Annotated in this window: 13 protein-coding genes; 6 read left to right on the top strand and 7 right to left on the bottom strand. The window is 73.4% G+C overall.

The genetic code is table 11. The annotated features are described in order from the left end of the window. Window positions 1-169: 169 nt before the first annotated feature. The 3 genes from ACZ518_RS29405 to ACZ518_RS29395 all read left to right on the top strand — a co-directional run bounded on the left by ACZ518_RS29405 (window position 170) and on the right by ACZ518_RS29395 (window position 3,463). Entirely contained in the window at window positions 170-856 is a 687-nt protein-coding gene (locus ACZ518_RS29405) for a bifunctional DNA primase/polymerase (RefSeq protein WP_469116047.1), read from the top strand. A gap of 127 nt (window positions 857-983) precedes the next feature. Beyond that, a complete protein-coding gene (locus ACZ518_RS29400) occupies window positions 984-1,820 on the top strand; it encodes an ABC transporter ATP-binding protein (protein WP_469116046.1) in 837 nt (278 codons plus the stop codon). Continuing rightward, a complete protein-coding gene (locus tag ACZ518_RS29395; protein ID WP_469116045.1) occupies window positions 1,817-3,463 on the top strand; it encodes a transporter in 1,647 nt (548 codons plus the stop codon). The genes ACZ518_RS29400 and ACZ518_RS29395 overlap by 4 nt, the downstream gene beginning before the upstream one ends. Before the next feature lie 275 nt (window positions 3,464-3,738). Here the strand turns inward: ACZ518_RS29395 and ACZ518_RS29390 are convergent, their stop codons facing one another. Continuing rightward, on the bottom strand, window positions 3,739-4,716 hold the full coding sequence (locus ACZ518_RS29390) for a GlxA family transcriptional regulator (protein ID WP_469116044.1): 978 nt from the start codon (window positions 4,714-4,716) through the stop codon (window positions 3,739-3,741). 114 nt (window positions 4,717-4,830) lie between these two features. On the opposite strand from ACZ518_RS29390, the gene ACZ518_RS29385 reads away from it, so the two are divergent. Then, window positions 4,831-5,790, top strand: coding sequence for an NADP-dependent oxidoreductase (locus ACZ518_RS29385; RefSeq protein ID WP_469116043.1), 960 nt, complete (start codon window positions 4,831-4,833; stop codon window positions 5,788-5,790). Window positions 5,791-5,809: 19 nt separating this feature from the next. On the opposite strand, the gene ACZ518_RS29380 is transcribed toward ACZ518_RS29385, so the two are convergent. Both ACZ518_RS29380 and ACZ518_RS29375 read right to left on the bottom strand, forming a co-directional pair. Then, window positions 5,810-6,676 (bottom strand): alpha/beta fold hydrolase, encoded by an 867-nt coding sequence (locus ACZ518_RS29380; protein WP_469116042.1) that lies wholly within the window; start codon window positions 6,674-6,676, stop codon window positions 5,810-5,812. Between the two features lie 317 nt (window positions 6,677-6,993). Next, the gene (locus tag ACZ518_RS29375) at window positions 6,994-7,686 is read right to left on the bottom strand and encodes a metal-dependent transcriptional regulator (protein ID WP_362474979.1); all 693 of its coding nucleotides are present in this window, start codon (window positions 7,684-7,686) and stop codon (window positions 6,994-6,996) included. A 234-nt stretch (window positions 7,687-7,920) separates the two neighbouring features. On the opposite strand from ACZ518_RS29375, the gene ACZ518_RS29370 reads away from it, so the two are divergent. Continuing rightward, window positions 7,921-8,676, top strand: a complete 756-nt coding sequence (locus ACZ518_RS29370) for an SIS domain-containing protein (RefSeq protein ID WP_469116041.1) — start codon at window positions 7,921-7,923, stop codon at window positions 8,674-8,676. 53 nt (window positions 8,677-8,729) lie between these two features. Here ACZ518_RS29370 and ACZ518_RS29365 read toward each other — a convergent pair whose 3' ends face one another. Together ACZ518_RS29365 and pdxH are read right to left on the bottom strand one after the other, a co-directional pair. Then, the gene (locus ACZ518_RS29365) at window positions 8,730-10,040 is read right to left on the bottom strand and encodes a PAS domain-containing protein (protein ID WP_469116040.1); all 1,311 of its coding nucleotides are present in this window, start codon (window positions 10,038-10,040) and stop codon (window positions 8,730-8,732) included. A gap of 390 nt (window positions 10,041-10,430) precedes the next feature. After that, window positions 10,431-11,054 carry a pyridoxamine 5'-phosphate oxidase gene (gene pdxH / locus ACZ518_RS29360; RefSeq protein ID WP_469116219.1) on the bottom strand — a complete coding sequence of 208 codons (624 nt, stop codon included), beginning with the start codon at window positions 11,052-11,054 and terminating at the stop codon, window positions 10,431-10,433. 238 nt (window positions 11,055-11,292) lie between these two features. On the opposite strand from pdxH, the gene ACZ518_RS29355 reads away from it, so the two are divergent. Then, complete coding sequence (locus ACZ518_RS29355) at window positions 11,293-12,399, top strand: citrate synthase 2 (protein WP_469116039.1); 1,107 nt, start codon at window positions 11,293-11,295, stop codon at window positions 12,397-12,399. A gap of 87 nt (window positions 12,400-12,486) precedes the next feature. Here ACZ518_RS29355 and ACZ518_RS29350 read toward each other — a convergent pair whose 3' ends face one another. Together ACZ518_RS29350 and ACZ518_RS29345 are read right to left on the bottom strand one after the other, a co-directional pair. Beyond that, entirely contained in the window at window positions 12,487-13,086 is a 600-nt protein-coding gene (locus tag ACZ518_RS29350; RefSeq protein WP_469116038.1) for a TetR/AcrR family transcriptional regulator, read from the bottom strand. Then, complete coding sequence (locus ACZ518_RS29345; RefSeq protein WP_469116037.1) at window positions 13,074-13,817, bottom strand: enoyl-CoA hydratase family protein; 744 nt, start codon at window positions 13,815-13,817, stop codon at window positions 13,074-13,076. Before ACZ518_RS29345 ends, ACZ518_RS29350 begins: the two co-directional genes overlap by 13 nt. Window positions 13,818-13,854 lie beyond the last annotated feature (37 nt).

The raw sequence follows: 13,854 nt of genomic DNA, 5'->3' as shown, positions 1-13,854 counted from the left end.
CGCCTGAAGTGCCGAGAATCTTCCGCTCTGCGACGTGTCGTTACCCATCGACCGCGCCCCGGCCTCCCACGCGCCCCCGCAAGTGCACCCGTGCGCCCCGTATGCAGGATCGATGCAGCGCCCACCGGCTGGTTTACGCCCGTAACCCGCCGTGACCCGGGGAGTTGTGATGGGCGTGGAAGAGACCATCACAGTCACGGAGACCGCGCCCATCCCCCAGCAGCGCGGGGATCAGCTGCTGGACCATGCCGTGCGGTACGTGGAAGAACGCCACTGGGACGTCTTCGCCGGCACGTGGCTGGAGCCCGGCGACGGCCGTGAGGTGTGCTCGTGCGGGGTGGCCGACTGCCCGGCCCCCGGCGCCCACCCGTCGGTCAAGGACTGGCAGTCGCTGGCCTCGGGCAGCGCGGTGGGCGTGCGGCGGATCTGGGGCAAGAACCCCGGCGCCTCCATCCTGATGCCGACGGGCCGCACCTTCGACGCGCTCGACGTACCGGACTCCGCCGGGTTCCTGGCACTGGCCCGGCTGGAGCGCAACGAGCGGACCCTGGGGCCGGTCGCGCTGACCCCCGACCACCGGATGCTGTTCTTCGTCCTGCCGGGCGCCGGGGCGAAGGTGCCGGACCTGGTGCGCAAGCTGGGCTGGCTGCCGCACGCCATCGACCTGGTCACGCGGGGCGAGGGCCAGTACGTGGCCGCGCCGCCGACCCGCTTCGGCGGCAAGGGCCCCGTGCAGTGGGCCCGCAAGCCCACGCCGGCGAACCGGTGGCTGCCGGACACCGAGGAGCTGATCGACGCGCTCGCGTACGCCTGCGGCAGCGAGGCGGCCGCGGCCCGCAACCGCCGCAAGGCCTAGCCGCGTCGCCCGGAGCTGCTGACATACGTGTCCGCCAGTTCATGACATTCGTAACTGCCGGTGCCTCTCCCCCTCCTCCTATGGTGAGGAAAGTACGACCACGGGGAACGGAACGAGAGGCAGGCGCATGCCGGACCAGGGTTATGCGGCAGGCGGTACGGACGGCGGGACGGGTGGTGGCGCGCGATCCGCGCAGCCCGCGGCCGCCGTGCGGGTCGAGGGGCTGTGGAAGCGCTTCGGCGAGCAGGTGGCCGTCGGGGGCATCGACCTGGAGCTGCCGGCCGGCCGCTTCATCGGGCTCGTCGGCCCGAACGGCGCCGGGAAGACGACCACGCTGTCCATGGTGACCGGGCTGCTGCGCCCGGACATGGGCCGGGTGGTCGTCGCCGGACACGACGTGTGGGCCGACCCGGTCGAGGTCAAGACCCGCATCGGCGTCCTGCCCGAGGGACTGCGGATGTTCGAACGCCTCTCCGGCCGTGAACTCCTCGGCTACATGGGCCGGCTGCGCGGACTGCCGGGCGAGGAGACCGACAAGCGGGCCACGCAGCTGCTGGACGTGCTCGACCTCGCGGGCTCCCAGCACAAGCTGGTCGTCGACTACTCGACGGGCATGCGCAAGAAGATCGGCCTCGCCGCCGCGCTGCTGCACAACCCCGAAGTCCTCTTCCTGGACGAGCCGTTCGAGGGCGTTGACCCGGTGTCGGCGCAGACCATCCGCGGGGTGCTGGAACGTTACACCGCGTCCGGTGCGACCGTCGTCTTCTCCTCCCACGTGATGGAGCTCGTCGAATCGCTCTGCGACTGGGTGGCCGTCATGGCGGGCGGCCAGATCCGCGCCGCCGGCCCGCTGGCCGACGTACGGGGCTCCGCGCCCTCCCTCCAGGCCGCCTTCCTCGAACTCGTCGGCGCCCGCGACCACGCCGCCGGCGACTCCCTCGACTGGCTCGGCGGCGCACGATGAGCGGCACCGCCACGGCCCACTCCACGGCCTCCACTGCCTCCTCGGCCTCCTCGGCCTCCGTCACCTCGCTGTTCGTCCGCCTGAAGCTCTCCCTGATACGCAACGGCCTCAAGGGGTCGTCGAAGCGCAAGGCCGTCTGGATCGCCAGCCTGGTGATCTCGCTGCTGTTCTCGCTGTTCGTCACCCTGTGCCTGGCCATGCTGCACGGCCACGTCCACGCCGGCACCGTCGTCGTCCTGCTGGCCGCGATCCTCGCGCTCAGCTGGACCGTGATGCCGCTCTTCTTCCCGACCGGGGACGAGACCCTGGACCCGAGCCGGCTGGTGATGCTGCCGCTGCGCCCGCGTCCGCTCGTACGGGCCCTGCTGGCCTCCTCGCTCATCGGCCTGGGCCCGCTGTTCACCCTGTGCATCGCCGCCGGCTCGGTCGCCGCGGTGGCGCACGGCCCGGCGGGCATCGCCGCGGCCGTACTCGGCGCCCCGCTGCTCCTCCTGGGCTGCGTGGCCCTCGCCCGCGCCGTGGCCACCGCGAACGTACGGCTGCTGTCCAGCCGCAAGGGACGCGACCTCGCGGTGCTGAGCGGCCTGCTGATCGCGATCGGCGCCCAGTTCGTCAACTTCGCCGGCCAGAGCCTGTTCAAGCAGGGCGGCCTGACCGCGCTGGAGCCGGTCGAGGAGATCGTGCGCTGGCTGCCGCCGGCGACGGCCGTCGGCATGGTGGACTCCGTCAGCGACGGCGCGTACGGCGTGGCCGCCGCCCAGCTGGCCCTGACCCTGGCGGCCCTGGCGGCCCTCCTGTGGTTCTGGGAGCGCAGCCTGACCAGCCTGATGGTCACCCCGGACGGTTCGACCCTCGCGGCCGCGAAGCCCGAGAAGGACCGGGGCGGCGCAGGCGGCTTCTGGTCCCTGCTGCCCGGCGGGCGCACCGGCGCGGTCATGCAGCGCACGCTGCGGTACGCCGTGCGCGACCCGAAGACGAAGTCGGCCTGGGTGTCCTCGCTGGCGGTCGGCGCGATCGTCCCCGTCTTCAACGCCCTCCAGGGCACCGGCTCGGTCTACCTGGCCTGCTTCGGCGCGGGGATGCTCGGCGTACAGATGTACAACCAGTTCGGGCAGGACACCTCCGCCTTCTGGATGGTCGCCCAGACCATCGCCTCCCCGCGCGACGCGTACGCCGAACTGCGGGCCCGCGCCGCCGCGCTGGCGCTGGTCACCGTCCCGTACACGGTCCTGGTCACGGTGGCCACCGCCGCCCTGGTGGGCGACTGGCCGGGCTTCCCGGCCGCCCTGGGCCTGGCGCTGGCCCTGCTGGGCTCGATGCTGTGCACGGGCGCGCTGGCCTCGGCGCACTTCGCGTACTCCATCCCGACGGAGGGCGCGTTCAAGAACGTCGCCCCGGGCCAGGCGGGCCTGGCCTGGCTGGGCATCGTCGGCGGCATGGTCTCGTCGGCGGTGATCTGCTCGCCGGTGATCGCCCTGACCATCTACATCAGCCTGTCGGACGACCCCGGCACCCTGGCCCTGCTCGCCCTCCCGATCGGCATCGCCTGGGGCTGCCTGGCCACCTGGGCGGGCCTCCGCCTGGCGGCCCCGGCGGTCTCCCGCAAGCTCCCGGAGATCCTGACGGCGGTCAGCAAGGGCTGACCCACCCCGAGTGCATGGCCGAAGGGGGCGACGGGCCGAGACCCGCCGCCCCCTTCGGCCATGCTGCCGCTACCCCGCGTGAGCGCACCTGTCGCACTCCGACCGGTACGCCTACGGTGCGAGTGAAGGGCCGCTCCACGAGATGCGGAAGCGCCGGTGCCACCGCTGGGCGGGCTCGACCCCCAGCCGGGCGGGGCGAGTTCGTCGAGCGTGCGGTCGGGGTGGAGGAGACGGTTCATGGCCGCTCCCGGTAACGGCCTGGGTGGTCGGGGCTTTCAGGGCGTCGTGGCCCTGAAGGCGCGGCGGTAGGCCGTCGGGGACGTGCCCAGGGTGGCCGACAGGTGTTGGCGGAGGGACGCCGAGGTGCCGAAGCCCGATTCGGCGGCGATCTGGTCCACCGGGAGGGCGGTGGTTTCCAGGAGGCGGCGGGCGTGGTCGACGCGGCGCTGGGCCAGCCACTGGCCCGGGGGCATGCCGACCTCCTCGGCGAAGCGTCGGCAGAACGTGCGCACGCTCATGCGGGCGTGCTCCGCCAACTGCGCCAGGGACAACGGCTCGTCCAGGTGCCGCAGGGCCCACGCGCGGGTCCCTGCCGTGGTCGCGGCTTCCGGTTCCGGCATGGGGCGTTCGATGTACTGGGCCTGGCCACCCTCCCGCCACGGCGGGACCACGCACAGCCTGGCCACCCGGTTGGCGACCTCGCTGCCGTGGTCGCGGCGCAGGAGGTGCAGGCACAGGTCGACCCCGGCGGCGACGCCGGCTGCGGTGAGGACCTGGCCGTCGTCGACGAAGAGGACGTTCTCGTCGACCTTGACCTGCGGGAAGGCCTCCTGGAAGTTCCTCGCCTCGTTCCAGTGGGTGGTGGCGCGCCGGCCGTCGAGCAGGCCCGCGGCGGCGAGTACGTACGAGGCCGTGCAGATCGAGACGATGCGGGCGTGGGGCGGGAGGAGGGCGAGGGCTGCGGCCAGTTCGGCGGGCAGCCACTCGCGGGAGCCGTCGACGCCGCAGGTGAACGGGGGGATGACCAGGGTGTCGGCGGTGCTCAGGGCTTCGCTGCCGTGGGCGACGGTGATGGTGAAGTCGGCGCTCGTGGTCACCGGGGCGCCGTCCAGGCTGCAGGTGACGACCTCGTAGAGCGGTGCGCCGTCCGGGCCTTCGGCGGTGCCGAAGATGCGTACCGGGATCGTCAGTTCGAAGGGGTAGACGCCCTCCAGGGCCAGGACTACGACTCGGTGTGCGGAAGGAGCGGGCATGGCAAGATTCTTTCAGATGGTGGCAGTCTTGCCACTCGTTCGAGTGGGTGCGGTGCGGAAACCTTGATCTCGGGACGGGGCCGAACGGGCCCCGCGGAGAACGGGGATGACGGCATGCGCGCAGTGGCTCAGGACGGTTTCGGCGGACCCGAGGTGCTTGAGGTCGTCGAGGTGGAGCGGCCGGAGCCCGGGCCGGCCGAGGTCCTCGTCCGGGTCCACGCGGCCGGGGTGAACCCGACGGACTCGTGGCACCGCGCCACCGGCGGGCTGGCCGGGGAGCCGATCCGGCTCGGCTGGGACGTGTCCGGGGTCGTCGAGGCGGTCGGCATCGGGGTCACCACCCTCGCCCCGGGCGACGAGGTGTTCGGCATGCCGCGCCACCCGGTCCCGGCGGGCACGTACGCGGAGTACGTCACCTCCCCCGCCCGGCACCTGGTCCGCAAGCCCGCCGCGCTGAGCCACGTACAGGCCGCCGCGCTGCCGCTGGCCGCGCTCACCGCGTGGCAGGCGCTGGTGGACACCGCCGACGTGCGCCCCGGGCAGCGGGTGCTCGTCCACGCCGCGGCGGGCGGGGTCGGCCACCTCGCCGTGCAGATCGCGAAGGCGCGCGGCGCGTACGTGATCGGCACCGCCCGCGCGGCCAACCACGCGTTCCTGCGCGGCCTGGGCGCGGACGAGGTCGTCGACTACACCGCCGTCGACTTCGAGACGGCCGTCGAGCCCGTCGACGTCGTGGTCGACGCCGTCGGCGGGGAGTACGGGCCGCGCTCGCTGCGCGTCCTGCGCCCCGGCGGGATCGTGGTGTCCCTGGCCTCTCCGGCCGAGGCCCGGCTCGCGGAGGCGGCGCACCCGCTGGGGGTGCGCGCCGTGTTCATGGCCGTGGAGGCCGACCAGGCGGGGATGCGGGAGATCGCCGCGCTGGTGGAGGCCGGCCGGCTGCGGTCCGAGGTCGACACGGTGCTGCCGCTGGAGCTGGCCGGCAAGGCGCACGAGCTGAGCGACAGCCGCCGGACCCGCGGCAAGATCGTCCTCACCGTCGACACCGCCGACACCGCCGGCACCGTCAACGACTGATCCCGCGGCCGGGGGTCCGCTACGACACGGCCACCCCCTCCAGGAAGGGCTCCAGAGCGGCGCGCAGGGCGGCCGGCTGGTCGTAGTGGACGTAGTGGCCTGCGTCCGGGATCTCGGCGTACTGGCCGGCCGGGAGGACGCGGACCATCTCCTGGGCCTCCGCGCGGCCCAGCTCGCCGTCCAGGCCGCGTACGACGAGGGTGGGGCAGCGGACCTGGGCCAGCTCCTCCCAGTGCGCGTCGTGCACCCAGGTCTCGCGGACGGTCAGCATCTGGCTGCGGGAGAAGAGCGGGCGCCAGCCGTCCGGCGCCTCGTGCATCACCTCGGCGAAGAAGGCCCCGCGGCCGGGGTCGGGGCGCTCCACCCGGGGGTCGTCCTCGCCGAACCAGCGGCGGGCGGCGTCCTGCGTGGGGAAGGGCAGCGGCCAGCGGCGGAACCAATCCTGCCAGTCCTGCTGCGAGGCCTCGCCGAGCGCGGAGGCCCGCATGTCGCAGATGACCAGGGCCTGGACCAGGTCGGGGCGCCGGGCGGCGAGCTGCCAGCCGGTGAGGGCGCCCATGGAGTGGCCGATGAGGATCACGGGGCCGATCCCGAGCTGTTCGATGACGGCCTCGGCGTCGGCGACGAATGCCTCGCGGCCCAGGCGCGCGAGCCGGTCGGGGCCGGGCACGGGGTGGCCGCTGTGTCCGTGGCCGCGCTGGTCGAGGGCGATGACGCGGCGGTCCTCGCCCAGCCAGCGCGCGGTGCCCGCCCAGTGGAGGGCGCGGCCCATCAGGCCGTGGAGTAACAGGACCGCCGGTTTCCGGGGCTCCGCGGGCGGGTCCCGGAACTCCCAGGCGGCCAGGCGTACGCCGTCGGCACCTGTCACATCGATGCGCTGTACCACCGGAGATGCACCCCCTTCGCTCCCGGCCAGACTATCGAACCCGCATTCGAAAACGGGCGTCTCGCCGACAACACCGCTCTTTCGAGTGACCTTGCTCAAGGATTGGCCGCCGCTGCCGATGGAGATCCTTTCAACAGGGAGGCGGGCCGCTCGGGGAAGACGGTCCGAAGGGGATGACCTTGAGAGCTCGGGGCTCCAGGTCAGCAAGGGGAGGATCGGTCCCGGCGCCGAAAGGCGCCGGGACCGCCTTGCTTCCGGCCGGCCGGCGGCACCCGGCCGCCGGCCGTCAACACCCTCGGGGCGTCAGCCCGACCGCTTCAGCGCTTGGCGACGAACACGTGCGAAGCGATGTCCGCGTCCAGCTCCGCCGCCTCGCCGCCACTGCCGACCAGCACCCCGCCCGGCGACTCCGTCACGCTCACGACCGACCCGGGCTGCACGCCCGCCCGGCGCAGCGTGTACATCAGCTGGGCGTCGGTCTGGATCGGCTCCCCGATCCGGCGGACCACCACCGTCTTGCCCTCGGTACCCGGGTCCAGGTCGGACAGGCTGAGCATGCCGTCCTCCAGGAACGGGTCCGCCTCGGCCTTCTCCCCCAGCTCCTCCAGGCCCGGGATCGGGTTCCCGTACGGGGACTCCGTCGGGTGGCGCAGCAGCTCCAGCACGCGCCGCTCCACCGCCTCGCTCATCACGTGCTCCCAGCGGCAGGCCTCCGCATGCACCTGCTCCCACTCCAGGCCGATGACGTCGACGAGCAGGCACTCCGCGAGGCGGTGCTTGCGCATCACGCGCGTCGCGAGCTTGCGCCCCTCGTCCGTCAGCTCCAGGTGCCGGTCGCTGGCCACCGCGACCAGCCCGTCACGCTCCATGCGGGCCACGGTCTGGCTCACCGTCGGGCCGCTCTGGTCCAGCCGCTCGGCGATCCGGGCGCGCATGGGGACCACACCTTCCTCTTCCAGCTCCAGGATGGTGCGGAGATACATCTCCGTGGTGTCGATCAGTCCGGACATTCGTGCCCCTCGGATTGCGTGCGCTGGCCCTGTCCCCAATTCTGACGCATCGGGCCGACAACCGTCCCGCGTCGAGCGTCAAGGCATGTACGGGACATCCGGCCGGAGCGGGTCCACGCCCGGATTGACGGCCGTATTGACACGCCCTTGGTCCAGACCGCACGGTGAGCGGCGGACAACGGCGGCACAGCCGCCGCACACCCGACACCCCACACCTGGAAGGGCCTACGGCGTATGAGCGAGAGCAAGCTGGCCGGGCAGTTCTTCGACGCCGCCATCGGCCTGCTGGAGCGGGTGCGCGACGAGGAGGGCTCACGGATCACCGAGGCCGGGACCGTGATCGCCGAGGCCGTCGCCTCCGGGAACCGGCTCTTCGCCTTCGGCGCCGGACACTCCTCGCTGCCCGCGCAGGACGTGGTCTACCGGGCCGGCGGGCTCGCGCTGATGAACTTCCTCGCCGTCCCGGGCACGGCCGGCGTCGACGTCATGCCGGCGACGCTGGGCAGCGCACTCGAACGGGTCGAGGGGCTCGCCGGAGCGGTCCTGGACAGCAGCCCCGCCTCGGCGGGGGACGTCCTGGTCGTCATCTCGCTGTCCGGGCGCAACGCCCTGCCCGTCGAGATGGCGATGAACGCGCGCGCGATCGGCCTGAAGGTGATCGGCGTGACGTCGGTGGCGTACGCGACGGAGACGAGGTCCCGGCACGTCTCGGGCACCTTCCTGAAGGACCACTGCGACATCGTGCTCGACAGCAAGATCTCGGTCGGCGACGCCGAGCTGTCGCTGGACGGCATCGACGCGCCGTTCGCTCCCGCGTCGACGGTGGTGACCAGCGCGATCATGCAGGCGGTGATGGCGTCCGCCGCCGGGGAACTGGTGGCGCGTGGGGTCGAGCCGCCGCTGCTGCGGTCCGGGAACGTGGACGGCGGGCACGAGTGGAACGGGCGGGTCATGCAGGAGTACGGGGACCGGATCTTCTTCCGGCACTAGACCGGACCTTCTCCCGGCACTGGACCGGACCTCCGGCCCGGCCGGGCCGGGAGTCAAGCGGGACGGCGGGCCAGGTCCAGGTCCGCCGCCACACGGGCCGCCACCTCCTCCGCGTACAGGGCGTCCGCGCGTTCGAACGCGGGGCGCGACGGGCCCCGCAGGAAGGTCAGCGCGCCCAGGGTGCGGCCGCGACTGCGGAGGACCGCGCACAGGGCGTGTGTGGCGCCCGGGGGCCACTGGCGGGCTCGGGCCCACCCGTCGGCCGCCTCCCCGGCCGGGGCGCTGGCCCGGACCGGGCCGATCCGGTCCAGGGCCTGGAGCGCCGGGTGCGCGGCCTCGTACCGGACCGGGACCGCACCCGGCCCCGGGAGCAGCAGCGCCAGCCCCGACGGGGACACCGCCGAGCGGACCAGACGCCGGCCCGCCGCCGGTTCCAGTACGTCGAGCAGCGCGTGGTCCGCGAACCCGGCCAGTGCGAAGTCCAGCCGGACGGCGGCCGCCTCCGCCGGGTCCTCGCACTCGGCGGCCGCCCGCCCCGCCCGGTACAGCTGGCTGGCCCGGAACCGCAGCTGCCCGGTGTCCAGCTCGGCCTGCCGGGCCTCGGTGACGTCCTGGAACAGCCAGCCCACCCCCAGCGGCACCGGCTCCTCCGCGAGCGGCGACCCCAGCCGCAGGAACCCGCACCGCCAGCAGCGCCGCCGCACCCCCTCCGGCGTCCGCACCGAGACCCACAGCTCCAGCGGCGACGGCGGCGCCCCCTCGGCCAGCACGTGCTGGAGCGCGCCCTCCAGCTCCTCGACGCCCTGCTCCAGCAGGTCCCCGAGCGGCCGCCCGAGCAGCGCGCTGCGCCCGGTTCCGAAGGCGCGGGCGGCGTGCGCGTTGACCACCGCCGGGCGCAGGTCCACGTCGACGAGGACGACCCCCCAGGAGGCGTCGTCCATCAGCGCCTCGCTGAGGGCGATGGACCGTTCCAGGTCGATCTGGGCGTGGACCTCGCTGAAGGCGCAGTAGACGCCGGCCGGCTTCCCGTCGGCGCCGGGCACCCCGGCGGACTGGGTCCGTACGAGGATCCGCCCGCCGTCCTTGGTCAGCAGGGCGAACTCGTGGACCTGCCGGCCCGGCGCGTCCTGCGCGGACATCAGCCGGTCCCGCACGTCACCCGCGTCGGCGGCGCGCGCCGCCCACCCCGCGAACCCGCGCCGCCCCACCGCCTCGGCGGCGCTCCAGCCGAGGATCCGCTCGGCCTCGCGGTTCCAGTGGGTGATCACGCCGTCGGAGTCGAACGCGCACAGGGCGGCGTCCATCCCGTCGAGCAGCGCTGCGAGCAGATCGTCGGCGGTGTCACTACGCCCGGAAGCACTCACCTGGCACCCCCTGCAGGTGTTCGCGTGTGCGGCACGTCAGATCATTGAACTGGAACGTGACCCATGCCACATCCGCTTCCCGGAATCCTCCCGGAATGTCCGCCCGGAAATCCGTGCCTTAAATCGCTTGAGGGCTCCGGGACGCCGATCTAGGCTCTGCCGTACACGAGAAGGGAGGTGGTTCCCGAAATGTACGGAAACCGGACGCGTGAGGTGGCTGCGGGCTAGGGCCCGTCGTCAGCAGCGCACCCAGTGCGGTGCCCGGCGGAAGCCGCCCGGCGCCAATCCCAAGCAGTCACCCGACCCGCGGTCTCGCCGGCACGTCCGGCCGGCTCCTCTCACTGCAGGAGAGGAACCCGAGACCGCGGGTCGTCTGCGTTCGCGTTCGCGCTACGGGCACAGGCGCTCGATGCGCCACTTGTCCCCGTCCAGGACGTACCGCAGCCGGTCGTGCAGCCGGTTCTCGTGCCCCTGCCAGAACTCCAGCGCGTCGGGCAGCACCCGCAGCCCGCCCCACTCCGGCGGCACCGGCACCTGCTCCCCCTCCGGATACCGCGCCGCCAGCTCCGCGTAACGGCGGTCCAGCTCCGCGCGCGAGCCGATCACCGTGGACTGCGCGCTCGCCCACGCGCCCAGCTGCGAGCCGTGCGGACGTGACCGGAAGTAGGCGGCCGTCTCTTCCCGGCCGACCCGCTCGGCCCGGCCCGTCACGATGACCTGCCGGGCGATCGGGTGCCAGGGGAAGAGCAGCGAGACGTACGGGTTCTCGTCGATCTCCCGCACCTTGCGGGAGCCGTAGTTGGTGAAGAAGACGAAGCCCCGCGAGTCGAACTGCTTCAGCAGCACGGTGCGCGAGCTCGGCCGGCCCTCGGCGGTGGCGGTCGAGACGACCATCGCGTTGGGCTCGAAGAGGTGCGAGTCCGCCGCCTGCTGGAACCACATGGCGAACTGCGCCATCGGGTCGCCGGCGAGGCCCGCCTCCTCGATGATCTCGGAGCGGTACTGCTCGCGCATGACGGCGGGGTCAATGTCCTGATCGGTCACACGGTCATCCTGCCGCAGTACGCCGGGTGCCGGTGTGCCGTATGTCACGCTTCCGCAGGCCCACCGGAACGGACAAAATCTTGGGGCCGGTCCGAGGGTCCCCGCACGGATGACCTTCGGCCGAGCCGGGCATCAACGGGGATGACCGCGTCGGACCGCGAATCACGCCGGGAACCGCGCGTGTTCGCACTACCTGAGGAGCCGCCTGATGTCCGATTTCGTACCCGGACTCGAAGGGGTCGTCGCGTTCGAGACGGAGATCGCCGAGCCTGACAAGGAAGGCGGATCGCTCCGCTACCGGGGGGTGGACATCGAAGACCTGGTCGGCCACGTCTCCTTCGGGAACGTCTGGGGCCTGCTGGTCGACGGTGCGTTCAACCCCGGCCTGCCCGCCGCGGAACCCTTCCCCATCCCGGTGCACTCCGGCGACATCCGCGTCGACGTGCAGTCCGCGCTCGCCATGCTCGCCCCCGTGTGGGGTCTGAAACCGCTCCTCGACATCGACGAGCAGACCGCCCGCGACGACCTCGCCCGGGCCGCCGTCATGGCGCTGTCGTACGTCGCCCAGTCCGCCCGCGGCCAGGGCCTGCCCATGGTGCCGCAGCGCGAGATCGACAAGGCCGAGTCCGTCGTCGAGCGGTTCATGATCCGCTGGCGGGGCGAGCCCGACCCCAAGCACGTCAAGGCCGTCGACGCGTACTGGACCTCCGCCGCCGAGCACGGCATGAACGCCTCCACCTTCACGGCGCGCGTCATCGCCTCGACCGGTGCCGATGTCGCGGCCGCCCTGTCCGGTGCGGTCGGCGCCATGTCCGGGCCGCTGCACGGCGGCGCGCCCTCACGCGTCCTCGGCATGATCGAGGAGATCGAGCGCACCGGCGACGCCGTGGCCTACGTGAAGAAGGCGCTCGACAAGGGCGAGCGGCTGATGGGCTTCGGCCACCGCGTGTACCGCGCCGAGGACCCCCGCGCCCGCGTGCTGCGGCGCACCGCCAAGGAGCTGGACGCCCCGCGCTACGAGGTCGCCGCCGCCCTGGAGAAGGCCGCGCTGGAGGAGCTGCACGCACGCCGCCCCGACCGGGTGCTCGCCACCAACGTGGAGTTCTGGGCCGCGATCATGCTGGACTTCGCGGAGGTCCCGGCGCACATGTTCACCTCCATGTTCAGCTGCGCCCGCACCGCCGGCTGGTCGGCGCACATCCTGGAGCAGAAGCGCACGGGCCGCCTGGTGCGGCCGTCGGCGCGGTACGTGGGCCCGGGCCGGCGGGACCCCCGTGACATCGGGGGCTTCGCGGACATCACCGCCACCGCCTGAGGCTCCGGCCGTCGTCCCCCTCCGGGCGCCGCATCCCGTACGGGGTGCGGCGCCCTCGCGCATCCGGGGGGCCGGGTGGTGTTGCGGTCAGCCGAGGGCCGCGTCGATGAGCTTCGACCACTGGGCGACCACGCGGGCCCGGCGGGCCGTGTCGTCGGTCAGGACGTTGGCCAGGCCCAGGCCCCGTGCCATGTCCAGCAGGCCCTGCACGGTCTCCCGTACGCCGGGCTGCGACTCGTCCGCGCCCAGCAGCTCGACGGCGATCCGGTGGGTCTCGCGGCCGACCCGGGCCTCCAGTTCGATGACCTGCGGGCGCAGCTGCTCCTCGTTGGAGGCGGCCACCCACAGCTGGAGCGCGGCGCGGAACAGGGCGCCGGTGTACAGGTCGACCAGGGCCTCGACGACCGCCGGGCGCGGGCGCGGGGCGGGAGTGGTCTGGAAGAGCTCGCGCAGGGCGGTGGAGCGTTCCTCGGAGACGTACTCGACCGCGGCGGTGAAGAGGGCCTCGCGGGTCGGGAAGTGGTGCTGGGCCGCACCGCGCGAGACGCCGGCGCGTTCGGCGACGACGGCGACGGTGGAGCCCGCCCAGCCGTGTTCGGCGAGGCAGGACACGGCCGCCTCCAGCAGGTGGCGCCGGGTGACGCGGCTGCGGGCCTGCTTGGGGACGGCGCCGGTCACCGTACCCATGACGGGTCCCGGCGCTCGAAACGGGCGGTGATGCCCTCGCGGGCCTCGGCGGAGGCGAAGAGGCGCCCGGAGAGTTCCGACAGGCGGGCGCCGTCCCGGTCCAGGGCCTCGCGCACGCCGGCGGCGACCATCGCCTTCGTCTCGGCGAGGGCCTGCGGGGACGCCCTGCGGAGTCCGTCGAGGACGGGGGCCAGGGCGGTGTCGACGTCGTCGGTGGTGTGGAGGGTGAGGAGCCCTATGCGGGCGGCCTCGGCGGCGTCGAAGGGTTCGGCGGTCAGGAGGTAGCGGGAGGCGGCGCGGGGGTCGAGGCGCGGCAGCACGGTCATGGAGATGACGGCGGGGGCGAGGCCGAGGTGGGTCTCGGTGAAGGCGTACGAGGACTGCGGCCCGGCGGCGGCGATGTCGCACGCTCCGAGCAGGCCGAGGCCGCCGGCGCGGACGTGGCCGGTGACGCGGGCAACGACCGGCTTGGGCAGTGCGGTGACCTCGCGGAGCAGGGCGAGGAAGTCGGCGGGGTCGCAGGGGGACTTGAGGTCGGCGCCCGCGCAGAAGGTGTTGCCGGTGTGGGTGAGCAGCACGGCCCGGGTGTCGGGGTCGGCGGCCGCCTCGGCGAGGGCCCCGCGGAGCTCGGCGACCAGCCGGGCGGAGAGCGCGTTGCGGTTGGCCGGGGAGTCGAGGGTGAGGGTGGTGATGCCGGTCGCCGCCCGGGCGGCGTGCACGAGTGGGGCCATGTCTCCTCCGGAGGGGGTGAGCGGGTGGGCCCGGCCG

Source organism: Streptomyces sp. NPDC033966, assembly GCF_055575955.1.
Note: the sequence above shows the minus strand (reverse complement) of the source record. Positions and strands in the feature narration are given on the sequence as shown.

Bases quoted from the DNA above. Each gene is read 5' to 3' on its own strand.
- ACZ518_RS29345 (WP_469116037.1), bottom strand. From the start codon at position 13,817: ATGGCCCCACTCGTGCACGCCGCCCGGGCGGCGACCGGCATCACCACC.
- ACZ518_RS29390 (WP_469116044.1), bottom strand. From the start codon at position 4,716: ATGCCCGCTCCTTCCGCACACCGAGTCGTAGTCCTGGCCCTGGAGGGC.
- ACZ518_RS29395 (WP_469116045.1), top strand. From the start codon at position 1,817: ATGAGCGGCACCGCCACGGCCCACTCCACGGCCTCCACTGCCTCCTCG.
- ACZ518_RS29370 (WP_469116041.1), top strand. From the start codon at position 7,921: ATGAGCGAGAGCAAGCTGGCCGGGCAGTTCTTCGACGCCGCCATCGGC.
- ACZ518_RS29375 (WP_362474979.1), bottom strand. From the start codon at position 7,686: ATGTCCGGACTGATCGACACCACGGAGATGTATCTCCGCACCATCCTG.
- ACZ518_RS29405 (WP_469116047.1), top strand. From the start codon at position 170: ATGGGCGTGGAAGAGACCATCACAGTCACGGAGACCGCGCCCATCCCC.
- ACZ518_RS29400 (WP_469116046.1), top strand. From the start codon at position 984: ATGCCGGACCAGGGTTATGCGGCAGGCGGTACGGACGGCGGGACGGGT.
- ACZ518_RS29350 (WP_469116038.1), bottom strand. From the start codon at position 13,086: ATGGGTACGGTGACCGGCGCCGTCCCCAAGCAGGCCCGCAGCCGCGTC.
- ACZ518_RS29355 (WP_469116039.1), top strand. From the start codon at position 11,293: ATGTCCGATTTCGTACCCGGACTCGAAGGGGTCGTCGCGTTCGAGACG.
- ACZ518_RS29385 (WP_469116043.1), top strand. From the start codon at position 4,831: ATGCGCGCAGTGGCTCAGGACGGTTTCGGCGGACCCGAGGTGCTTGAG.
- pdxH (WP_469116219.1), bottom strand. From the start codon at position 11,054: ATGCGCGAGCAGTACCGCTCCGAGATCATCGAGGAGGCGGGCCTCGCC.